The sequence below is a fragment of the Isoptericola halotolerans genome, from assembly GCF_045689585.1.
GTDB lineage: Bacteria > Actinomycetota > Actinomycetes > Actinomycetales > Cellulomonadaceae > Isoptericola > Isoptericola halotolerans_B.
The window spans coordinates 2433015-2454591 of record NZ_CP140108.1 but is presented as its reverse complement, the minus strand read 5'-3'; the positions used below and the strand labels follow the sequence as shown (position 1 = coordinate 2454591).

Genomic DNA, 21577 nt, shown 5'->3' with positions numbered 1-21577 from the left:
GCTCTCCAGGAGTACCCGCGGCGTCCTCCCGGAGAACAGCAGGTGCTACTTGGCGGCGAGCGGGGTGTTGTCGCGCACAGCGGCGACGCCGTGACTAGCGTGGGGTGCGTGACGTCGCCCCAACCAGCACCGCCCCGACCCGTCGGCCGCATCCCCGTGATCGAGGTGTCCCCCGTGATCGAGGGGGGCCGCTGGCCCGCCAAGGCCACCCCGGGCGAGGTCGTCCCCGTCGAGGCGACGGTCTTCCGCGAGGGCCACGACGCCGTCAACGCCACCGCCGTCCTGTTCGGCCCGGACCGCCGGGTGCACTCGTGGGCGCCCATGGAGGACGTGTCCCCCGGTCTGGACCGGTTCCGCGGGTTCCTCCAGCCGGACGCCACCGGTGAGTGGTCGTTCCGGGTCGAAGGATGGTCGGACCCGTACGCCACCTGGGCGCACGACGCCACCATCAAGGTCGAGGCCGGGCAGGACGTCGACCTCATGCTCGCCGAGGGCGCCCTGCTGTTCGAGCAGATCACGGCGAAGAGCCTGCAGCGCCGCCGCACGCCCGAGGACGCCGAGCTGCTCGCCGACGTGGCCCGGGAGCTCGCCGACACCACTCGACCGGCCGAGGCCCGCCTGGCGATGGCCACCACCCACGCCGTGCGGGACGCCCTGCGCCGGATCCCGCTGCGCCGCATGATGAGCCCGAGCGCGACCTACCCGCTGCGCGTCCACCGCCGGCTGGCGCTCGCCGGCTCCTGGTACGAGATGTTCCCCCGCTCCGAGGGCGCCACGCAGCGGCGCGACGGCACCTGGCGGTCCGGCACGTTCGTCTCGGCGGCGAAGCGGCTCCCCGCCATCGCGGCCATGGGCTTCGACGTCGTCTACCTCACCCCGGTCCATCCCATCGGGACCACGTTCCGCAAGGGCCGCAACAACACCCTCGACGCGCAGCCCGGCGACCCGGGCAGCCCGTACGCGATCGGGTCGCCCGAGGGGGGGCACGACGCCGTCCACCCCGAGCTGGGCACCGAGCGCGGCTTCAAGGCCTTCGTCGCCGAGGCGCACGAGAACGGGCTCGAGGTCGCGCTGGACCTGGCGCTGCAGTGCTCGCCGGACCACCCGTGGGTGACTGAGCACCCCGAGTGGTTCACGGTCCGCGCCGACGGGTCGATCGCGTACGCGGAGAACCCGCCGAAGAAGTACCAGGACATCTACCCGCTGAACTTCGACAACGACCCGGCGGGCATCTACGCCGAGGTCCTGCGGATCGTGCGGCTGTGGATCGACCGGGGCGTCACCCTGTTCCGGGTCGACAACCCGCACACCAAGCCGCTGGACTTCTGGGAGTGGCTGCTCGCCGAGATCCACGCGACCGACCCGGACGTGATCTTCCTGTCGGAGGCGTTCACCAAGCCCGCCATGATGGCCACCCTCGCGCGGATCGGCTTCCACCAGTCGTACACGTACTTCACGTGGCGCAACACCAAGGAGGAGGTCCTCGAGTACCTGCAGGAGGTCTCCGGGGAGTCCGGCGCGGTGCTGCGCCCCGCCTTCTGGCCGACGACGCACGACATCCTGCCGCCGTACCTGCAGCAGGGCGGGGTCGCGGGCTTCGCGATCCGGGCCGTGCTCGCGGCGACCGGGGCCCCCACCTGGGGCATCTACTCGGGCTACGAGCTGGTCGAGAACGTGCCGCGGCCCGGCGTCGAGGAGCAGATCGACAACGAGAAGTACGAGTACCGGCCGCGCGACTGGTCGCGGGCGGACGACCTCGGCATCTCGATGCTGCTGGGACGACTCAACGAGCTCCGGCGCGCGCACCCGGCCCTGCAGCAGCTGCGCAACCTCACGGTCCACCCGACCACCAACGACCAGGTGGTGGCGTTCTCCCGCCGTGTGCGGGCCGAGCACCTGCCCGCTGCCGGGGGGCACGCGGCCTCCTCGCACGCGACGCACGACGACGTGGTCCTGGTCGTGCTCACCCTGGACCCGCACGAGGTCCAGGAGTCGACGGTGCTGCTCGACCTGGAGGGTCTCGGGCTGGCCCGGCCCGAGGGTGTCGAGGACCAGCCGTTCTTCACCGCCCACGACCTGCTGTCCGGGGAGTCCTTCCCCTGGGGGGAGCATCCGTACGTGCGACTCGATCCGAACCAGCAGGTGGCCCACGTCCTGAAGATCGGTCCGGCATGAACGCGTCGGTGAGCGCAGGGGGCGTCGAGGTGCCGCGCCCCATCACGCGTCAGATCCCCGTCCAGGCTCTCCCGCCGCGCCAGCAGCCGGAACCGCCCCCGCTGGCCAAGCCCGGCCTGAGCGACGACCCGGACTGGTACCGCAAGGCGGTCTTCTACGAGGTGATCGTCCGGGCCTTCTCGGACACCGAGGGCGGTGGCACGGGCGACCTGCGCGGCATCGTCGACCGGCTCGACTACCTGCAGTGGCTCGGGGTGGACTGTCTGTGGTTGCCGCCGTTCTACCCGTCGCCCCTGCGCGACGGCGGCTACGACGTCGCCGACTTCACCGCCATCGCCTCCCAGTACGGGACCCTGCAGGACTTCCAGCGCCTCATCGAGGCCGCGCACGCCCGCGGCATCCGGGTGGTCGTCGACCTGGTGATGAACCACACCAGCGACCAGCACCCGTGGTTCCAGGCCTCGCGCGCCGACCCGGAGGGCCCCTACGGCGACTTCTACGTCTGGTCCGACGAGAACACGCGCTACCAGGACGCACGCATCATCTTCGTCGACACCGAGACGTCCAACTGGACGTTCGACCCGGTCCGGCGCCAGTACTTCTGGCACCGGTTCTTCAGCCACCAGCCGGACCTGAACTTCGAGAACCCGAAGGTGACCGAGGCGATGCTGGAGGTCGCGCGGTTCTGGCTGCGCATCGGCGTCGACGGTTTCCGCCTGGACGCCGTGCCGTACCTCTTCGAGGAGGAGGGCACCAACTGCGAGAACCTCCCGCGGACCCACGAGTTCCTGCGCCGGGTGCGCCGGATGATCGACGAGGAGTTCCCGGGCCGGATCATGCTCGCCGAGGCGAACCAGTGGCCGCAGGAGGTCGTGGAGTACTTCGGCACGGCCGAGGACCCCGAGTGCCACATGTGCTTCCACTTCCCGGTGATGCCGCGCATCTACTACGCGCTCAAGGACCAGCGGGCCACCCAGCTCCTGGACATCCTGGCCGACACCCCCGAGATCCCGGCGCCCGGTGGGCAGTGGAGCACGTTCCTGCGCAACCACGACGAGCTCACCCTGGAGATGGTCTCCACGGAGGAGCGTGCCGCGATGTACGGCTGGTACGCGCAGGACCCGCGCATGCGCGCCAACGTGGGCATCCGCCGTCGCCTCGCCCCCCTGCTGGACAACTCGCGCAAGGAGATCGAGCTCGCGCACGCCCTGCTGCTGTCCTTGCCGGGCAGCCCGTGCCTGTACTACGGCGACGAGATCGGCATGGGCGACAACATCTGGCTGCCGGACCGCGACGCCGTGCGCACCCCGATGCAGTGGACGCCGGACCGCAACGCCGGCTTCTCGACGGCGGACCCGGGGCGGCTCTACCTGCCCCTGGTCCAGTCGCTGGTGCACCACTACCAGCAGACCAACGTCGAGGCCCAGCTCGCCCAGCCGTCCTCGCTGCTGCACTGGGTGCACGGCATGCTGGCCGTGCGCCGGCTCCACCCGGCGTTCGGCACCGGCACCTTCACGGCGTGCGAGGCCGACGACGAGGCGGTCCTCGCCTTCACCCGCACCGACGACGAGACCCTCGTGGTGGCGGCGAACCTGTCGGCCACCGCCCGGGCGGCGACGATCGAGCTGCCGGAGCTCGAGGGGTGGTCGCTCACGGACCTGTTCGGGGGCGGGAAGTTCCCGGACGTCGGGCCCGACGGGCGGGTCAGCCTGTCGTGGGGGTCGCGGGACTTCTACTGGCTCGTGGCCACGCCGCCGGACAGCGGCGCCCGCAGGGACGACGGCGGACCGGCATGATCGACGTCGCCGTGCGGTCCGCAGCCGAGGGGCCCGACCCGAGCATCGAGGCCCTCCTGGCCACCTGGCTGCCCACACGGCGCTGGTTCCCCGGGCACGGCGAGGTCCGTGCCGACCCGTGGCTCGCCGTCACGTTCGGGTCCGGCGACGGCGGGGAGAGCACCACGGGGCCCGACGGCGAGCCGTTGGCCGCGACGTCGGAGGACGTCGTGCTGCTGCTCACCCGCCTGACGGGGCCCGCGCTGCCCGGCGGCGCCGTGACGGTGCAGGTCCCGCTGGTGCTGACGGACCCGGGGTCGCCCGGGCCCGGGTTCATCGACACCGTCACCACGTCGTCCGGCGAGATCGCGGTGCACGACGGCGGTGCCCACCCGGTCTGCTGGCTCACCCTGGCCCGCGCGATGGGCGTGGAGGGCCCCGCGGAGAGCGTGACCGAGCGGGGCCGAGTGCTGGCCGGTGAGCAGTCGAACACCTCGGTGATCCTGCCCGGCGTCCCGTCACCCGGCGGCGCGGGTGGCATGCTCAAGATCCTGCGCACGGTGGCCGACGGGCCGCACCCGGACGTCGTGGTCCCGCAGGCCCTGACCGAGGACGGCTGGGACGGGGTACCCCGGTTCCTCGGCGCGCTGGAGATCCACGAGGGCGGCACGGGGTCGGCGCCAGAGCCGACAGGAAGCACGGTGCACCTGGCGATCATGTCGGAGCTGGTGCCCAACGCGGCCGACGGGTTCGAGCTGGCGTGCGACGTCGCGAGCCGGGACGAGTCGTTCGCCGACCACGCGACGGCGCTCGGCCGGCTCGTCGCCGAGCTCCACGAGCGCCTGGGCCGGGTGCTGCCGACCGGACCGCCGCTCGACCCCTCGGCCTTCGTCGCGGGCCTGCGCGTGCGGGCCGCGCGGGCGGTGGCCGGCGCCCCGTCGCTCGCGGACCGTGCCGAGGACGTCACCACCCTGTTCGACGAGCTGCACGACCGGCTCGCCGCCCTGCGGGACCCCGTGGCGACGCAGCACGTCCACGGCGACCTGCACCTGGGCCAGACGCTGTTCGGCGACGGCGCGTGGAAGGTCCTCGACTTCGAGGGGGAGCCGCAACGACCGGTCGCCGAGCGCACACGCCCCGACCTGCCGCTGCGCGACGTCGCGGGGATGCTGCGTTCCTTCGACTACGCGGCCGCCGTCGGCGCGGCGTCGGACCCGACCGCCTGGCAGGCGGAGGCGACCGCGGCCTTCATCGACGGCTATCGCGCGGTCGCCTCGCGCCCGACGGGCTCCCTGGCAGGCCTGGACGACGACACCGCCGAGCTGGTGCTCCGGGCGCTGGTCCTCGACAAGGCCCTGTACGAGGTGGTCTACGAGACGCACCACCGGCCGCAGTGGCTGCCCATCCCGCTCGGCGCCGTCGACCGGGTCTTCACCCGGCCGCGCTGACCCGCAGCAGCACCGCACGGTCGGCGAAGAGCACCGGCATCGCCAGGCCCACCTCGGCCAGCAGGCGGCCTGGCAGCTCCGCTCCCCCGGCCTCGACCCAGGGCGGCGACGCTCCCCAGCGCGCGGCGATCCCGTCGAGGTCGCGGGCTGGCCCGTCGAGCGCCACCCGGTAGGTGCGATCGGGGTCCAGCCCCGGGAGCCGCACCGCCGGTGGGGGCCAGGTGTCCGACGACGCCGTGCACACCCAGGCGTACAGGGCGACCGCGCACCGGAAGTCCAACGGGAGCGCACGGTCCGACGTCGGTGCGACGGGAGCGGACACGTGCGCACCGAGCAGCTCGTACGGCACGAGGAGCGACGTCCAGCGCTGGATCGCCGTCCGCTCGTGCGCGTCGGTGGAGTCCGACGCCCAGACCCGGTCGGTGTGCTGCAGCATCTCCAGGTCGACCCGCCCGCCGCCCGAGGCGCAGGTCTCGATCTCCAGGCCCGGGTGCCGCGAGCGCAGCTCGTCCATCAGCCGGTGGACGGCACGCGTCTGGGCGTGGACGGCACCACGGCCCGACGGCGGCAGCCCGGCGTCGCCGACCTCCCGGTTGTGGTCCCACTTGAGGTACGCGATCGGGTGCTCGGCGAGCAGCGCGTCGAGCTGGCCGAGCACGTGGGCGTACGCCCCGGGGTCGGCCAGGTTCAGCACCTGCTGGTGCCGTGCCTGCCCGACCGGCCTGCCCCCGGCCGCCGTGAGGATCCACTCGGGACGGGACCGGGCGACGTCCGAGTCGGGGTTGACCATCTCGGGCTCGACCCACAGGCCGACGTCCATCCCGAGCCCGCGGACGTGGTCCACCAGCGGTCCCAGCCCGTCCGGGTAGACGTCGCGCGCGACGGTCCAGTCGCCCAGCCCTGCCCGGTCGTCCCGCCGGCGCCGAACCAGCCGTCGTCGAGCACGAGCCGCTCCGCCCCGACCGCGGCGGCGGCGTCCGCGAGCGCCGTGAGCCGGTCGAGGGAGTGGTCGAAGGTGACGGCCTCCCAGGTGTTGACGACGACGGGGCGCGGCGTCGTGGGGTGCCCGGGACGGGCCCGCAGCCAGTCGTGCACGCGCGCGCTCGCGTCGTCGAGCCCCGTGCCGTAGGTGGCATACGTCCACCGAGTTGTCAGAACGTGGCGCGGGTGTACCGCGTCCAGAGTCTGACAACTGCGGGAGCTCCACGTAGTCAGACTCTGGTGGCGGTATACCCGCGCCACGTTCTGACAACTCGGGAAGGAGGGCGGTGAGGGTGGCACGCAGGCGCACCAGCCCCGAGATGGCCTGCTCGATCTCGAGCACGAGGCCCAGCCCGGCGGCGCGGTCGACGGCGCGCACGACGACGCCGGCCGCCCACGGCGCCGCGCGTCCGGCCTGCTCGACGTCGGTGACCACGAACCGGGTCGACGGCGCCGCCCCGGCCCGGTGGCCGCTCACGCCGCGGACCCCGGGCCAGCCGGCCGACGCCTCGGGCAGCACGGAGTCCGGCATCGGGCCGTCGACGGGGTACCCGAACGGCTGCGGCAGGGTCGCGGTCCGCAGGGCGCCCAGCGCGTCCTCCGGCACCTCCCCGAGGTCCGCGCCCCAGTGCACGACCACCGGCAGGCGCCCGTCGCTCACGTCCAGCACGAGGCTCACGCCCCCGGCACGCAGGTGGATCACCGGGCGGCCTCCGCGGCGGCCGGTCGCCGGTACGTCGCGGCGACCACCTCGGCGGCCGGCTTGCCGGACGGGCAGTAGTCGTCGTTCCTGGCGGCGTCCCGCGGGGCGTAGAGCGCGGCGGGCCCGTCCCACAGCACCCACCCCTGGACCCACGGCCGCGCCGCCGTGGCGGTGAGCATGTCGGCGTACCAGCGGGCCTGCTCGTCGCCGTCGGGCGGACCCGCCAGGGTCCAGTCGTTGGGCAGGGCCGCCGACCCGGTGCGGCTCGGGCAGCCGGTCTCCATGAAGAAGAACGGCTTGCGCTCCCGGGCGACCACGGGCTCGATGCGGTCGAGCTGGGCCTCCCACTCCCCCAGCGGGTAGTACCCCGAGGCGCTCATCACGTCGACGGCGTCCCACCAGGTCAGCCGGTCCTCCTGGTACTTGTCGCAGTTGTAGGTCACCAGGCCGACGTACACCTCGCGCACCGCGGCCACCACCGCGCGCCAGGAGTCGGCGTGCTCGTCGGCGCGCACCATCTCGCAGCCCACGCAGAACATCTCCGCGACCTCGTCCGCCGCGACCCGGGCATGGTGCACCACGAACGCCGTGTACGTGGCGAAGCACTCGTCCCAGGTGGGTTCGTTCGGCACGTCGGGGTGGAGGAACCCGATGTGGGCGCGCCAGGTGCCGTCCGCGACGTCGACGACCGGCTTGAGGCACACCTGCTGCCCCCGGGCCTTCGCCGCCCGCACGGCCCAGCGCACCTCGTCGTCGGAGAGCGTCGGCGCGTCGTGGAACAGGATCTGCGTCGACTGGGCGGTCGCCTGCTCGGCGGCATACGTCACGGCCGTCCACGTGGTGGCCAGCTCGGTGACCATCGCGTCCATCGAGTCCTCGGCCCGCGACGTCGCCCACGTGCCCCGCACGCCGGTCCACCCCCAGGTCATGCCGAGGACGGGTCCGCCGGGCAGCGGCACCACCGGGACGTCCGTGCCCGACGCCGGTCGCAGCGTCGCGCTCATCGGGCTCCCGCCACGAGCTGGTTGAGCGAGCGGAGCACCCGCCCGGCCGTCAGCGCGCCGGCCTCCAGGGCGACGCCGTCGGGCACGTGCACCGTCAGGTCCGCGCTCTCGCCGGGCAGCAGGGTGACCATCTGCCGGTCGACGCGGGCGTCCGGGTGGACCTTGTCCGCGAGGAGCGTGAGGTCCCGCACGAGGTTCCCCGCACGCACGGTGACCCGGTACCCGCCGTCGGTGGTGGCGACGGCCGTCTCCAGCGCCGGGGCCTCGAGCGCGGAGTCGCGGGGCTCGGCGAAGAACCACAGCCCCCGCACCCCGTCGACCGTCGCGTGCACGAGCTCGGCCGCGGCGTCGCCGACCGCGGTCACGTCGTCGGGCAGCGTCACGGTCAGGGTGCCGCGCGGCTCGACGTGCACCTGCTCCCGGGCCTTGGCGAGCTCGGTCCCGGCGAGGTCGAGCCGCTGGACGACGACGTCGCCCGTCCACGGCTCGTCGGTGTCGTTGACGAGCACCGCGGCGAGACCCGCCCGTCCGGTGCCCCGCGGCTGGATCGTGACCAGCCGGTCGGCGTGCGCCTGTCCGAGCGCGGAGAGGAGCGGCTTGGGCCGTTCGTCGCCGTCCACGGCGGCCCACGAGGTCACGGGCCAGCAGTCGTTGGGCTGCCAGACGACCGACCCCATGCACCGCGGCCCCCAGGAGCGCAGGTGCTCGACGGCGACCCGGACGGCGGTGGCCTGGTTCCACGACATCGCCCAGTGCCAGTCCTCCGTGTCGTCGGGGACCCGCAGGTGCGCCGCGAGGCCCTGGCTGAGCTTCTTGTTGCCCTCCATCGCCTTCTGGTGCACCTGCATGCCGGGCGACTCGGGCGTCAGGGGGTCGTCGCTGACGGACCGGGTGAGCGTCGCCCAGGTCGGTGGCCCCTGCCAGCCGAACTCCGCCATGAACCGGGGGACGTCGTCGCGGTAGTGCGTCCAGTCGAGGCGGTTCCACACCTCCCAGGAGTGCATCGACCCGTGGGCGACGTCGTTGGGGTGCACGTCGAGCGATCCCGACCACGGGCTCGACGGCGTGTACGGGCGGGTGCCGTCGACCTCCGCCACGACGCGCGGCAGCAGCTCGGTGTAGTAGCCCAGTCCCCAGGTGCGGCCGTCGAGCACCGGCTCCCAGCCCCAGTCGTGGAAGCCCCAGACGTTCTCGTTGGAGCCGTTCCACAGCACCAGCGACGGGTGCGGCGCGAGGCGGGCGACGTTGTCGCGGGCCTCGGCCTCGACCTCGGCGCGCAGCGGCTCCTCCTCCGCGTAGGCGGCGCACGCGAAGGCGAAGTCCTGCCAGGTGAGGATGCCGCGGGCGTCGCACAGGTCGTAGAGGTCGTCGGACTCGTAGATGCCGCCGCCCCAGACCCGCAGCAGGTTGATCCCGGCCGGCTCCGCCTGCGCGACCCGGCGGGCGTACCGGGCACGGTCGACCCGGTGGACGAACGCGTCGTCGGGGATCCAGTTGGCGCCCTTGACCCACACCGGGCGCTCGTTGACGACGAGGACGAACGAGGTCCCGTCGTCGTCGGGCGTCATGTCCAGGCGCACCGTGCGGAACCCGGTGCGCGCGGACCACGTGTCCAGGGGAGCGACCGGTCCGGCCAGGGTCACGTCGACGTCGTAGAGCGGCTGGTCGCCGTACCCGCGCGGCCACCAGAGCTCGGCGTCGGGGACGTCGAGCCGCACCGCCGCGACGTCCTCGCCGGCCGGCAGGGTCACGGTGGCGGTGTGCTCGGCCCCGTGGCCCACGACGCGCACGACGACGGAGAGCGGTCCGTCCGGTGCGCCCGGCGCCCGTTCGACGACGGCCCTCACGTCGAGGTGCCCGACGGCAGGTGCGCCGGGCGCAGGGATCCCGGCGGTGGCGGTGGCGGTCACCGTGCCCAGTCGCGCCGCCGTCCAGGACTCCAGGCGGACCGGGCGCCAGATGCCCGCGGTCGCCACGTCGATCCCCCAGTCCCAGCCGAAGTTGGCCGCCATCTTGCGCATCGCGTTGAACGGGTAGTGGTTCACCTGAGGGCGTTGCCCGAGCGCGAGGCTCTGCGCGTCGGCGAACAGCACCGGGGCGGCGAACCGCACCACGAGCTCGTTGGCACCGTCCCGCAGCAGCTCGGTGACGTCGAACCGGTAGGACCGGTGCTGGTTGGCGGTTCGCGCCACCTCGGTGCCGTTGACCAGCACCGTGGCGACCGTGTCGAGGCCGTCGAAGGCCAGCTCGTGACGGTCGTGGCCGTCGGCGTGGTGGGTGAACGTCGTCGTGTACTCCCAGTCGCTGCGACCGATCCACGTCAGCAGGCGTTCGTTGTCGTCCAGGTACGGGTCGGGGATCAGCTCCGCTGTCAGCAGGTCGGTGTGGACGCTGCCCGGGACACCGGCGGGGACGCCGGGTCCGGCGAGCCGCGCGGCGAGGTGGCCAGGCACCGCTCGGGACGTGCTGCGGACCGTCCAGCCCTCGTGGAGCTCGACGGTGCGGCGGGGGGAAGGCTGGGTTGCCGTCCCACTGGCTCAGCGGCCAGCCGTCGGCGTAGTTGGTGTAGTACGGGACGGCGTCGGTGGTGTCCGCGATGGCCTGCAGGTCGGCCAGGAACTCGTCCGGCGTCGTCGGCAGGTCGGCGATCCCGGCCTCCTCCCAGACCCTCTTGTTGTAGACGACACCCTGTGTGTTGACGGTGATCGAGACGCCGTAGACCTGGTCCTCGTACGCCGCCTCCTCCACCAGACGGTACGTCTGCCCCATCTCGTCCACGGTGCCCAGGGGCTCGAAGAAGGTCGCGTACTGGTCCTTGGTGACGCTGTTCGGGATGAGCAGGACGTCGCCGTAGTCGGCGGTGTTCATCCGCACGGCGATCTCGCCCTCGTAGTCGGTCAGCGCCTCGAAGTTCACGGTGACGTCGGGGTACTCGGCCTCGAACTTCTCCTTGTCGTCCATGAAGACCGTGTCGACGATGTCGGTGCGCTGGGTGATGACGGTGATCTCGCCCGACGGCTCACCGTCGGCGTCGTCCGAGTCCGTGCTCCCGGGGGTCCCGCCACCGCAGGCGGTCAGTGCGAGCGCGGCGGCCACGGTGACGGCCATGCCGGTGATCCTGTGCTTCGTTGCCATGTCTGCTCGGTCCCTGTCGTCGCTGACGGGGTGACGCCTCGCGCGTTAAGCGGTTAAGTGATTCGTGGTCAACCACTCGGTCGCGGCCGAGACCGACCCGTGATGTGTGCCGCGCTCAGGCGGCCGACGGCGCAGGGCCCGTCGAGCCCCGCACCTTCAGCGCGGGCGTCGCGTCGAGAAAGCTCCCGTGCGGCGCGCCCTCCATCCGCTCGAACAGCCGCCGAGCCACGTGCGCGCCGTAGCTGGTGACGTCGTGGCTCAGGGCCGTGAGCTGCGGGAAGGCGGCCTCGCAGAGCGGGGAGTCGTCCCACGCCACGATCGACAGGTCCTGCGGGACCCGGAGACCCAGCTCGTGCGCCACCCCCAGGCCGGCGAGCGCCATGACGTCGTTGTCGAAGACGACCGCCGTGACCGGCTCGGGTGCCGTCAGCAGAGCCCGGGTGGCCGCGGCTCCCGCCTCGGGCGTGAAGTCCGCACGCTCCACGCGGCCCACGAGGTCCGTGCCCCGCATCTCGTCGACGAACGCGAGGTCCCGGATGTGGGTGTGCACGAACTCCTCCGTGCCCCGAGACCCGCCCGATCCGCCGGTGGCCCAGCACCTCGAGGAACCGCACGCACTCGCGCAGCGCGGAGGCGTCGTCCGTCCACACGGCGGTGACTCCGCCGGCCAGCGTCGGGTCGCCCACGACGACGGCGGGCAACGCGTCGGCATCGGTGAGCATCGGCAGCCGGGGGTCGTCCCGGCGAGGGTCCACCACCACCACGCCGTCCACCCGGCGGGCGGCCCGCCAGCGCCCGGTACGCCGTGATCTCCGCGGCGACATCGGGGACCACCTGCGGCAGCAGACCGTACGAGCGCTCGGACAGCACCTGCTCGATGCCCGCGACGAACTGCATGTAGAACGACTCGAAGCCGAGCGTCTCGGGGGCACGGGCGAGGATCAGCCCCACCGTTTCGGCCCGGACAGCGCGCGAGCCGCCTGGCTCGGCTGCCAGCCCATCTCCGCGGCGATCGCCAGGATGCGCTCGCGCGTCGTGGCCGAGACGCCGGGACGGTCGTCCAGCGCGTACGACACGGCTCCGGTCGACACCCCGGCGCGGTCGGCGATGTCGGCGATCGTGATGCGGGCCATTCCTCACCTCTCCTCGCCAGGATCGTACGTGCTCCGCCCGCCGGCACGGCACGCCGCCCGCGGCCGTTCCGCCCGCCGTCGGCCCGCCCCTCCTGACAACTCCTCGTGGCGGTGGAAGGGTGGGGCACATGACACCCGAGCCCCCCGTCGTCGATCCCGAGGTCCTCACCGCCGTCGCGCAGGGCACCACGCACGACCCGCACTCCGTGCTGGGGCCCCATCTGCTCGACCCCGCCGCCGGCGCCTTCGCCGTGGTCCGGGTGCTGCGCCCGCTCGCGGACGAGGTCGTGGTGGTCGTGGCCGGCCCCGACGGCACGACGACCGAGCACGCGGCCCGCCACGAGGCGGCCGGCGTCTGGTCCGCCGTCGTCCCCGTCCCCGTGGACGCCGACGGCGGCCGCCACGCCCCCGACTACCGGGTCCGCTCACGGTACGGCGACCACGTCTCCACGGTCGACGACCCCTACCGGTTCCTGCCCTCGCTGGGCGAGATGGACCTGCACCTCATCGGCGAGGGGCGCCACGAGGCCCTCTGGCAGGTGCTCGGCGCCAACCCGAAGGCCTACCCCGCGGCGGGCGGGGACATCACGGGCACGTCGTTCGCCGTGTGGGCCCCGAACGCCCGCGGCGTCCGGCTCGTGGGCGACCACAACCGCTGGTCGGCGGTGCACCCCATGCGGTCGCTCGGCTCCAGCGGCGTGTGGGAGATCTTCGTCCCCGGCGTCGGAGCCGGCAGCCGCTACAAGTACGAGATCTGCGGCCCGGACGGCACCTGGCGCGCCAAGGCCGACCCCCTGGCCAAGGCGACCGAGACGCCGCCGGCCACGGCTTCCGTCGTCACGCACAGCGGGCACACCTGGGGCGACGACGAGTGGATGGCGCGGCGCGCGTCGACCGACCCGCACGGCGGGCCGATCAGCGCCTACGAGGTGCACCTGGCGTCGTGGCGACCGCACCTCGGCTACCGCGAGCTCGCCGAGGAGCTGACGGCCTACGTCGTCGAGCAGGGTTTCACCCACGTCGAGCTCATGCCGGTGGCCGAGCACCCCTTCGGCGGCTCGTGGGGCTACCAGGTGACCGGGTACTTCGCGCCCACGGCGCGGCTCGGGTCCCCCGACGACTTCCGGTACCTCGTCGACCGGCTGCACCAGGCGGGCATCGGCGTCATCCTCGACTGGGTGCCCGCGCACTTCCCCCGCGACGAGTTCGCCCTCGCCCGGTTCGACGGGACGCCCCTGTACGAGCACCCCGACCCCCGCCGCGGCGAGCAACCGGACTGGGGCACCCTCGTGTTCGACTTCGGCCGGCGCGAGGTGCGCAACTTCCTCGTGGCCAACGCCACCTACTGGTTCGAGGAGTTCCACGCCGACGGCCTGCGCGTGGACGCCGTCGCCTCCATGCTCTACCTCGACTACTCGCGCGAGGCGGGCGGCTGGACGCCCAACGTCCACGGGGGACGCGAGAACCTCGAGGCCATCTCGTTCCTGCAGGAGGCGAACGCCACGGCCTACCGACGCAGCCCCGGCGTCATGATGATCGCCGAGGAGTCCACGGCGTTCCCGGGCGTCACCCGTCCCACCGACTCGGGCGGTCTCGGGTTCGGCCTGAAGTGGAACATGGGCTGGATGAACGACTCCCTGCGGTACATGGCCAAGGACCCGATGTACCGCAGCCACCACCACGGCGAGCTGACCTTCTCGCTCGTCTACGCATTCTCGGAGCAGTACGTCCTGCCGATCAGCCACGACGAGGTGGTGCACGGCAAGGGGTCGCTGCTGCGCAAGATGCCCGGCGACCGCTGGCAGCAGCTCGCCGGCGTGCGCGCCTTCCTCACCTACCAGTGGACGCACCCCGGCAAGCAGCTGCTGTTCATGGGCTCCGAGTTCGCCCAGGAGGCCGAGTGGGACGAGGGCCGGGGCCTCGACTGGTGGCACCTGGACGACGCCGGGCACGCCGGCGTCCAACGAGCGGTCCGAGACCTCAACGCCCTCTACCGCGCCACGCCCGCGCTGTGGCAGCGCGACTTCGACGGCTCCGGCTTCGAGTGGATCGAGGCCGACGACGGCGCCCGCAACGTGCTCGCGTACGTGCGGCGCGCCGCCGACGGCGAACCCGTCGTCGTGGTCGTCAACTTCGCGGGGGTGCCCCACGAGGGCTACCGGATCGGGCTGCCCGACGGCGGCACGTGGGTCGAGGCGTTCTGCTCCGACGCGCTCGGCTACGGCGGCTCCGGCGTGGTCAACACCGGCGAGCTGCACGCCGAGCACACCGCGTGGCACGGTCGCGAGCACTCGCTCGCCGTGCGCGTCCCGCCGCTCGGTGGCCTCGTGCTGCGCCGTGCGTAACCGTCAGTAGAGGTACATCGCCAGGTGCCGACGGGCCTTGCCCACGCGCGGGTCGGAGACACCGACGACCTCGAAGTACTCGACGAGCCGGGTCCGGAGCTTCTCCTTGCCGTCGTCGTCCGCCGCCGGGAGGAGCTCGAGGAGCCGGGCGAAGGCGTCGTCGACCTTGCCACCGAGCATGTCGAGGTCGGCCACGGCGAGCTGCGCGTCGACGTCGGACGGTGCGTCCGCGCCCGCCGTCCGGACCTGCTGCAGGTCAGCCCCACGGGTGCGCTGCATGAGGCCCACCTGGGCGAGGCCCGCGACGGCCTGGGTGTCCTTCGGGTCCTGCTTGAGCGCCTTGGCGTAGGCCGCGGCGGCACCGTCGAGGTCGTCCCGCTCGATCGCGTCGTACGCCTCCTGGTGCAGCGGCGGCAGCGGCTCCTCCGGTTCCTCGACCGGTTCGTCCGCGACCGGCGCCGACCCGTCCTGCGCCGGGGCGCGGCCCGTCACGCCGTTCTGCTCGGCGGCGGCGAGGAGCTGGTCGAGGACACCGCGGACCTGCTCGGCCGGCGCGCCGCCCGCGAAGAGCGGCACCGGCTGCCCCTGCAGGACGGCGACGACGGTGGGCACGCCCTCCGCCTGGAAGGCCGCGGCGATCTGCGGGTGGGCGTCGACGTCGAGGCGGCCCAGGAGGAACTTGCCGGCGAGCTCGTCGGCGATGGTGCCGAGCGTCGTGGCCAGGTCGGCGTTCGTCTGGTCGGTGGGCTTCCACAGCAGGACGACCACGAGGTACTTCGTGGAGTCCTGCACGACCTGCTGGAAGCTCTCCTCCGTGAGGTCGACGACATACCCGCCGGCGGTGGGGGCACCGCCGGGCTCGCCGGGGGGCGGGGACTGCGGGCGGTTCAGCGCGGACAGGTCGACGGCGCCGCGCGGGCTGAAGCTCGGTTCGGGCACGGGGTTGCTCATGCGCTCATCCTACGAAGAAGTGCTGGTGGGTGGGACGGGTCCCGGGAGGTCACTCCTCCTCGGCCTCCTCGCGATCGGTGTTCCGCTCCTTCGGGATCTCGTTCGCCGCGTCGACCATGTCGTGGGCGTAGCCGAGCGGGCGGATCTGCTCCTCGGACTCCGCCGGCGGGATGTAGAGCGCCACCTGGTCGGTGTACTCCATGTACAGCTCGTTGGTCTCGTCCGCACCGTCGAGCAGCGCGGTCTGGGTGTTGGTGAACGCCGGGATGACGCCGTCCTCCTCCACGTCGAGCCGCGCGTTGCCGTCGAGGACGCCCATGACGACGGCACCGCCGTCGGACGTCCGCACCGCGAGCGGCTCCTCGCGCGGGGCGTACGTCAGGCGGTAGCGCCCGTCGGCCTCCTCGAAGTTCTCCGCCCCGCGGACGTTGCGGGCGTCGGCCTGGACCCGCTTGACCAGGTCCTGGCTGTCCTCAGGCAGCGCGAAGGCGTCCGCGTGCTCGGAGTCGTCGGGCCCCTTCTGGACGAGGTCGGCGTACCGGGTGAGCGCCTCGGTGGGCGTCATCACGAGCGAGTCGTCGTCCGGGGCGACCGCCTCGGAACCGATCGCCTCGGGATCGGCGAAGTTCGGCATCGTGGTGCCCGGGATCAGCTGGACCCAGGACCACAGCTTGTAGTTCTCGCGGGCCGACTCCTGCTGGTAGGCGACCATCCGCGGGACCTCGAGGTTCTCCGTCGGCTGGGTGATGGTGTAGCTGACCCGCGGCCACGTCTCGGTGGTCGGCACGATCATCGCCGCGAGGTCTGTGGGGATGTCGGTGATCAGCGAGTCGTCGTCGCGCGCGGCGGCCACCTGAATCTGGCTCTTGCGCACCTCGAACGCCGGTCCGGCGACGCGATCGCGCAGCAGCTTCGGCTCCTCCTCGGCCGCCGCCTCGTCCAGGACGGCCGCGACGTCCTCCACCACGGCCCCCTCCTGCTCGACGGTCAGCACCGGGCCGGTGAACGGGTCGTCCGCCGTGGGCGTCGGCAGCTCCTGGGCACAGCCCGCGAGGAGCGCGGCGGTGGCCGCGACCCCGACGGCGGCGGTCGTGCGACGCACGGCGCGCGGGTTCGTGGCGGTCATCGGGTCCCCTCCTCGTTCGGGTCGTCGTGGGGCGTTTGCTGCCCGGTGGCCGTGGCGTCGAAGCCCCAGGTCTCGCGCCACGCTGCGGCGCGTCGTCCGGGGGTCGCCGGAGGCTCGGCGGTCTCCGGCGGGGCGGCGTCGGCGGGCGACACCACCGGGGTCTGGCCGGTCAGGGCACGCAGCGCGCGGCCCATGCCCGACGGCGCGCTCGCCCGGCGCTCCTCCTCCTGCCGGCGCAGCTCGCGCCGCGTCAGCGGCCGTCCGTCGGGGAGCGTCGGCTGCGAGCCCGTCGCGGTGAGCTCCGTGGCGTCGTGCCCGGGCGCGGCGTCCGGAGACGTCGCCTCCGTCGCCGCGTCGTCGAGCGGCGGTTCCGGTGCCGAGCGGGTACGACGCAGGCGCGAGCGCCGTGAGAAGCGGCCGGCGACGGGCACCGGTGCGGTGCCGGAACCTTCCTGCTCCGTGGCGTCCTCCGAGCTCGATCCCTGCGAGGTGCCGTGCCCGTCGCCGGGCGAGTGCTCGGTCGGGGACGTCGGCGCCGCGTCCGGCGATGCGGTGCCCGGGCTGACGGGCGAGACGGCGGTCCGGGCCGGATCCGGTCGCTCGGCCACCGCCGGCCAGGTCGTCCCGGCAGCCGTCCCGGCCCACGCGGGCCCACCGGTCGCGTCCGCCGCGGGAGCGGCGGGCGTCGCCGGCGAGTCCGGTGCCGCGGGCGAGTCGGGGCTGCTGGGGCTGTCCGCCGCCGCGGCCGCGGCGCCGGGGGCCGACGAGCGGCGATCGCGCCGCGACGTCCGGCGCCGCCGTCCGACGATCAGGAGCACGATGCCCACCAGCAGCAGTACACCACCGAGCCCGACGGCGGGCCACAGCAGCGGCGTGCCGACCTCCCGCTCCCAGGTGAGCTCGAGCGTCGGGGCCACGGCCTCCTCGGCCCCTGCTTCCGCATCGTTGCTCTCGGCGTCGGCGTCCTCGCCGTCCTCCGCGGGCGCGGCACCGGTCCCGGCCGCCAGCAGGACCCATGGTCCGGGACGGTCGTTCCAGCGCAGGCTGACCTCCTCCGCGGCGGAGAGCTCCGTGATCCACATGTCCGAGCCCGCGGGGTCCGCCGGCTCGGCGGGCTCCGCCTCCTCGGTCTCCTCGGCCTCGGCGTCCTCGGTGTCCTCCACGGCCGTCACGGCCGACGTCGAGAGGGTCTCCCAGTCCGCCAGCCCGGTCACCCGTGCGTAGGGGTCGTCCCCGAGCCAGCCGAGCACGTCGACGTCGCGGCCGACGACGACGGTGACCTCCTGGCCCGCCGAGACGGAGGCGGTGACGGTGACGTCGTCGTCGACGAGGTCGAGGACCCCGGGGTCGGTGACGATCATCGTGCCGTCACCGACGGGCCGTGCGGTCGCGACGACCGTGCCCGACTCGCGCAGGACGGTCGCCGTCGCGACCCCGAACGCGATGGCGGCGAGGCCGGCGACGACCAGGACGGCACCGAGAATGCGTTGCAGCACCAAGCTTCCCTTCGACGTGAGACACCTCAGGATAAGGAGGTGTGGCGATCAGCCAGGACCACGAGGGCACCTGGGCCGGATCGGTTCACGAACCCTTCACGAGTCCGGTACCAGCTTCCTCGAGCCTCCCACGGCTGCGGGCCTCACGACCACCGCACCGCCCCTCGCACCCCGGCGATCTATCCGTTTCGCGAGGATCGAACCCCCCGTTCGGGTGTCGGAGGCTCCACGTGACGTCTATCCTGGCCGGAGCCTCGGCACCCACGACAGACGGAGGTCTTCACGTGTCCGACGAGCGCACGCTCTTCCCGATCACCATGCGTGGTTACGACCGCGCCGCGGTCGAGAACCAGATCTCCCGCCTCGAGCAGGCCGTCGAGGAGGCTCGACGCAACGTCGAGGCGACGGACGCCCGCGCCATGCAGCTCTCCTCCGAGCTCGCCGAGGCGCACCGCCAGCTGCGGGAGAACGACAAACCGTCCTATGCCGGTCTCGGCGCCCGTGCCGAACGGCTCCTGCGGTCGGCCGACGAGCAGGCCGCCGAAGTCCTCACGCAGGCCAACCAGCAGGCCTCGGACGTCATGGCACGCGCCAAGCTGGCCGCCGGGCAGGTGCGCCAGCGAGCGGAGACCGAGGCGTCCGAGCTGCTGTCGAGCGCACGACGCGAGGCCGAGGAGATCCGCTCGACCACCGCTTCCGAGGCGGAGGGCACGCTGCAGGGCGCCCAGCGCCGCGCGGAGGAGCTCGTCGGCTCGGCCGAGCGCGAGTCCGCGCTCATCATGAGCACCCTCACCACCGAGGAGAGCGAACGGCGCGCCGGCCTCGAGCGGGAGATCGGCACCCTGCGCTCGACCGCCGAGCGCGAGGTCACCGAGGCGCGGGTCACCGCGGACCGTGAGGTCGCGCAGCTCCGGGCCGAGGCCGCCGCGGAGTCGGCGGCGCTGCGCGAGGAGGCGGAGCGGGAGTCCAACGACCTGCTCGAGCGCACCCGCACCGAGGCCGCGCGCATCGTCGCGGAGGCCAAGCACCAGGCCGCCGAGGCCGCCAACGCCGTCACCGCCGAGCTCGAGGACCTCCGCGAGCGGGCCCGCCGGACGCTCTCGGACGCCGAGCTCGAGGTCGCCCAGAAGCGCGAGCAGGTGGAGACCGAGGCTGCCGAGCGGCACGAGGTCGCCCGGGCGGAGACCGAGCGGCTCGTCAGCGCCGCCGAGGAGCACGCCGCGGAGGCGGAGAAGCGGGTCGCCATCGCCCTGCAGCAGGCCGACCAGGTCCGCAGCGAGTCCGACACGTACGTCAAGGAGCTCGTCGCCGACGCGCGCCGCACCGCCGACGCGATCGTGGCGGAGGCCCGCACGTTCGCCGAGCAGACGGTCTCCGACGCCCAGGCCGAGGCCGAGCAGAGCCGCACGACGGCGGAACGGCAGCTCGAGGACCTCACGCGGCGGCACGACTCGATCAACTCCTACCTCGAGGAGCTCCGCAGCCTCCTCGGGACCGAGAAGGCGTCCGACGAGACCCCCGTGGAGACGATCGCCGCGCCGGCCGGCCTGCGGTCCGTCGAGAGCGCGGAGAGCCCCGCGGCCGAGGGTGCGCTCGACCAGACGCCCGCCCAGCGGGCCCGGGCGGCGTCCGCCCAGTCCGCCGAGGACGACGCCTCGTCCAGCGACGAGACGGCGGCCAGCCGCGCCTGACCCGGCGCGCGGGCGGCGGCGCCGACGTCACGGGCGCTGGGCGCGCTCGTGCAGGTCGGCGAGGGCCTTCGCCACCACGTCCGGCTCCTCCACCGTGCTGAGGTGGGCCGCGTTCGGCACGACGGTGAGCGTCGCTGCCGGTGCGGCGTCGGCCATGTGGTGGGCGTCCTCGAGCGGCGTCACGTGGTCCTCGGCGCCGACCACGACGGCGACCGGCCCGGTGAACGACCGCAGGACGTGCGTCCGGTCCGGGCGGGCAGCCATCGCCCGCTGCGCCCAGGCCACCCCGGCGACCGACTGCGAACGGATCCACGCGTACACCGTCGCGTAGAGCCCCCGTCGCTCCAGCTCGGAGGTCGGCCCGAGGAGCTTGGACGGCATCCCCATCACCGCGTCCAGGGTCTGCGAGCCGGTGACGGCGGCTGCCACCTGCAGCCGTGCGTCGCGAGCCGCGTCGTCGTCGGCGGTGGACTTGGTGTCGACGAGACCGAGACCGTGGACGAAGCCCGGGTGGCGCTCGGCCATCGCGAGCGCGACGTAGCCCCCCATAGACAGCCCGACGACGACGGCGTTGCCCTCGCCCTGCTCGCGCAGCGTGGTGTGCACGAGGTCGGCCGCGGCGTCCAGGCTCGGCGGGAGCTGGCCGAGGTCGCTGTGCCCGTGCCCCGGCAGGTCGACGGCGATGACGCGCACCCCGGGCGGGAGCCGGTCGACCGTGGAGGCCCACATGCGGTGGTCGAGCGGGAAGCCGTGCAGCAGCACCAGCGGCACGCCGGCACCGTCACGCAGCAGGTAGGTCGCCAGGGTCGGGGTCATCGTCCTCATCCTCTCGTCGTGACCGGAGCGACGTCCGAGGCGTGCTGCACCTCGCCGTCGTGGTGCGTGGGCAGCGGGTCGTGGCCCGGCAGCACGTGCTGGACGATCTCGTCGAGCACGCGTCGCACGGCCGGCTCCCCCACCCACAGGTGCTTGGCGCCGTCCACCCCGATCACCTCGGCCTGGGGCACGCGGGCGAACCGCTCCCGCGCCTCGGCGGGCTGCAGGTAGTCGTCGTGCTCGGGAACCAGGACGACGAGCGGCTTGCCGAACTGCGCCCACCGGTCGAGATCGGCCTCGGTCGCCCGGTGCAGCGGCGGGGAGAGCAGGATCGCGCCCTCGATGCTGGGGTCCGCGCCGTGCTTGAGCACCAGCTCGGTGCCGAACGACCAGCCGACCAGCCAGGGGCGCGGCAGCTCGCGGAACTCGGCGAGCTCCAGCGCGGCCGCGACGTCGTAGCGTTCCGCGTCACCGCCGTCGAAATCCCCCTCGGAGGTGCCGCGCGGGGACGACGTGCCGCGCGTGTTGAAGCGCAGGACGGCCAGGTCGGCGAGCTCGGGCAGCCGCCAGGCCGCCTTGCGGTAGACGTGCGAGTCCATGTACCCGCCGTGCGTGGGCAACGGGTGCAGGGTGAGCAGGCTCGCCACCGGTTCCCGTCCCGCCGGCAGGGCGAGCTCACCGACGAGCGTGAGCCCGTCGGCGGTGTGCAGCTCGACGTCCTCGCGCCGGGCGGGCAGCACGGTCATCGAGCGGATCTGGTGGCCGGTGGTGGCGTCGTCGTTCACCCTTCCACCCTAG

General features: G+C 73.4%; 15 protein-coding genes and 3 pseudogenes. 6 read left to right on the top strand and 12 right to left on the bottom strand.

Annotated features, from left to right (window positions below; translation table 11 throughout):
- Positions 1-99: 99 nt before the first annotated feature.
- From UQW22_RS11370 to UQW22_RS11360, 3 genes are read left to right on the top strand one after another with little or no spacing between them, the layout of a single operon-like run.
- Complete coding sequence (locus UQW22_RS11370) at positions 100-2175, top strand: alpha-1,4-glucan--maltose-1-phosphate maltosyltransferase (RefSeq protein WP_407320797.1); 2076 nt, start codon at positions 100-102, stop codon at positions 2173-2175.
- Positions 2172-3971 carry a maltose alpha-D-glucosyltransferase gene (gene treS / locus UQW22_RS11365; RefSeq protein ID WP_407317089.1) on the top strand — a complete coding sequence of 600 codons (1800 nt, stop codon included), beginning with the start codon at positions 2172-2174 and terminating at the stop codon, positions 3969-3971. Before UQW22_RS11370 ends, treS begins: the two co-directional genes overlap by 4 nt.
- Positions 3968-5398 (top strand): phosphotransferase, encoded by a 1431-nt coding sequence (locus UQW22_RS11360; protein WP_407317088.1) that lies wholly within the window; start codon positions 3968-3970, stop codon positions 5396-5398. Before treS ends, UQW22_RS11360 begins: the two co-directional genes overlap by 4 nt.
- Here UQW22_RS11360 and UQW22_RS11355 read toward each other — a convergent pair.
- The 5 genes and pseudogenes from UQW22_RS11355 to UQW22_RS11335 form a co-directional block, all read right to left on the bottom strand.
- Positions 5382-6493: pseudogene (locus UQW22_RS11355) on the bottom strand (alpha-galactosidase). The gene UQW22_RS11360 and the pseudogene UQW22_RS11355 overlap by 17 nt on opposite strands.
- Positions 6494-7078: 585 nt before the next feature.
- Positions 7079-8086 carry a glycoside hydrolase family 113 gene (locus tag UQW22_RS11350; RefSeq protein ID WP_407320796.1) on the bottom strand — a complete coding sequence of 336 codons (1008 nt, stop codon included), beginning with the start codon at positions 8084-8086 and terminating at the stop codon, positions 7079-7081.
- Positions 8083-9867, bottom strand: a complete 1785-nt coding sequence (locus tag UQW22_RS11345; RefSeq protein ID WP_407320794.1) for a glycoside hydrolase family 2 protein — start codon at positions 9865-9867, stop codon at positions 8083-8085. The genes UQW22_RS11350 and UQW22_RS11345 overlap by 4 nt, the downstream gene beginning before the upstream one ends.
- 183 nt (positions 9868-10050) lie before the next feature.
- Positions 10051-10554: pseudogene (locus tag UQW22_RS11340) on the bottom strand (glycosyl hydrolase 2 galactose-binding domain-containing protein); the annotation flags it as partial.
- A gap of 67 nt (positions 10555-10621) precedes the next feature.
- Positions 10622-11047 (bottom strand): annotated as a pseudogene (locus tag UQW22_RS11335) (extracellular solute-binding protein); the annotation flags it as partial.
- Between UQW22_RS11335 and UQW22_RS11330 the strand changes: the two are divergent.
- Positions 11046-11255: a hypothetical protein gene (locus UQW22_RS11330; RefSeq protein ID WP_407317087.1), complete on the top strand. Its 210-nt coding sequence runs from the start codon at positions 11046-11048 to the stop codon at positions 11253-11255. The pseudogene UQW22_RS11335 and the gene UQW22_RS11330 sit on opposite strands and share 2 nt — an antisense overlap.
- An 81-nt stretch (positions 11256-11336) precedes the next feature.
- Here UQW22_RS11330 and UQW22_RS11325 read toward each other — a convergent pair whose 3' ends face one another.
- Both UQW22_RS11325 and UQW22_RS11320 read right to left on the bottom strand, forming a co-directional pair.
- Complete coding sequence (locus tag UQW22_RS11325) at positions 11337-11771, bottom strand: substrate-binding domain-containing protein (RefSeq protein ID WP_407317086.1); 435 nt, start codon at positions 11769-11771, stop codon at positions 11337-11339.
- A 391-nt stretch (positions 11772-12162) separates the two neighbouring features.
- A complete protein-coding gene (locus UQW22_RS11320) occupies positions 12163-12354 on the bottom strand; it encodes a LacI family DNA-binding transcriptional regulator (RefSeq protein ID WP_407317085.1) in 192 nt (63 codons plus the stop codon).
- Positions 12355-12482: 128 nt separating this feature from the next.
- Here UQW22_RS11320 and glgB point away from each other — a divergent pair, with 128 nt between their 5' ends.
- Positions 12483-14699, top strand: coding sequence for a 1,4-alpha-glucan branching protein GlgB (gene glgB / locus UQW22_RS11315; RefSeq protein WP_407317084.1), 2217 nt, complete (start codon positions 12483-12485; stop codon positions 14697-14699).
- A 3-nt stretch (positions 14700-14702) separates the two neighbouring features.
- Here the strand turns inward: glgB and UQW22_RS11310 are convergent, their stop codons facing one another.
- From UQW22_RS11310 to UQW22_RS11300, 3 genes are read right to left on the bottom strand one after another with little or no spacing between them, the layout of a single operon-like run.
- On the bottom strand, positions 14703-15650 hold the full coding sequence (locus UQW22_RS11310; protein ID WP_407317083.1) for a co-chaperone YbbN: 948 nt from the start codon (positions 15648-15650) through the stop codon (positions 14703-14705).
- Positions 15651-15699: 49 nt separating this feature from the next.
- Positions 15700-16776, bottom strand: coding sequence for a hypothetical protein (locus tag UQW22_RS11305; RefSeq protein ID WP_407317082.1), 1077 nt, complete (start codon positions 16774-16776; stop codon positions 15700-15702).
- The gene (locus UQW22_RS11300; protein ID WP_407317081.1) at positions 16773-18272 is read right to left on the bottom strand and encodes a hypothetical protein; all 1500 of its coding nucleotides are present in this window, start codon (positions 18270-18272) and stop codon (positions 16773-16775) included. The genes UQW22_RS11305 and UQW22_RS11300 overlap by 4 nt, the downstream gene beginning before the upstream one ends.
- A 284-nt stretch (positions 18273-18556) precedes the next feature.
- On the opposite strand from UQW22_RS11300, the gene UQW22_RS11295 reads away from it, so the two are divergent.
- Positions 18557-19963, top strand: coding sequence for a hypothetical protein (locus UQW22_RS11295; protein ID WP_407317080.1), 1407 nt, complete (start codon positions 18557-18559; stop codon positions 19961-19963).
- A gap of 27 nt (positions 19964-19990) precedes the next feature.
- On the opposite strand, the gene UQW22_RS11290 is transcribed toward UQW22_RS11295, so the two are convergent.
- On the bottom strand, positions 19991-20779 hold the full coding sequence (locus tag UQW22_RS11290) for an alpha/beta fold hydrolase (protein WP_407317079.1): 789 nt from the start codon (positions 20777-20779) through the stop codon (positions 19991-19993).
- Between the two features lie 5 nt (positions 20780-20784).
- Entirely contained in the window at positions 20785-21525 is a 741-nt protein-coding gene (locus UQW22_RS11285; RefSeq protein ID WP_407320792.1) for an alpha/beta hydrolase, read from the bottom strand.
- Between the last annotated feature and the right edge of the window lie 52 nt (positions 21526-21577).

Coding starts and splice junctions, on each gene's coding strand:
- UQW22_RS11350 (WP_407320796.1), bottom strand. CDS start 8,086: ATGAGCGCGACGCTGCGACCGGCGTCGGGCACGGACGTCCCGGTGGTG.
- UQW22_RS11320 (WP_407317085.1), bottom strand. CDS start 12,354: ATGGCCCGCATCACGATCGCCGACATCGCCGACCGCGCCGGGGTGTCG.
- UQW22_RS11310 (WP_407317083.1), bottom strand. CDS start 15,650: ATGAGCAACCCCGTGCCCGAACCGAGCTTCAGCCCGCGCGGCGCCGTC.
- UQW22_RS11290 (WP_407317079.1), bottom strand. CDS start 20,779: ATGACCCCGACCCTGGCGACCTACCTGCTGCGTGACGGTGCCGGCGTG.
- UQW22_RS11285 (WP_407320792.1), bottom strand. CDS start 21,525: ATGACCGTGCTGCCCGCCCGGCGCGAGGACGTCGAGCTGCACACCGCC.
- treS (WP_407317089.1), top strand. CDS start 2,172: ATGAACGCGTCGGTGAGCGCAGGGGGCGTCGAGGTGCCGCGCCCCATC.
- UQW22_RS11360 (WP_407317088.1), top strand. CDS start 3,968: ATGATCGACGTCGCCGTGCGGTCCGCAGCCGAGGGGCCCGACCCGAGC.
- UQW22_RS11305 (WP_407317082.1), bottom strand. CDS start 16,776: ATGACCGCCACGAACCCGCGCGCCGTGCGTCGCACGACCGCCGCCGTC.
- glgB (WP_407317084.1), top strand. CDS start 12,483: ATGACACCCGAGCCCCCCGTCGTCGATCCCGAGGTCCTCACCGCCGTC.
- UQW22_RS11330 (WP_407317087.1), top strand. CDS start 11,046: ATGAAGACCGTGTCGACGATGTCGGTGCGCTGGGTGATGACGGTGATC.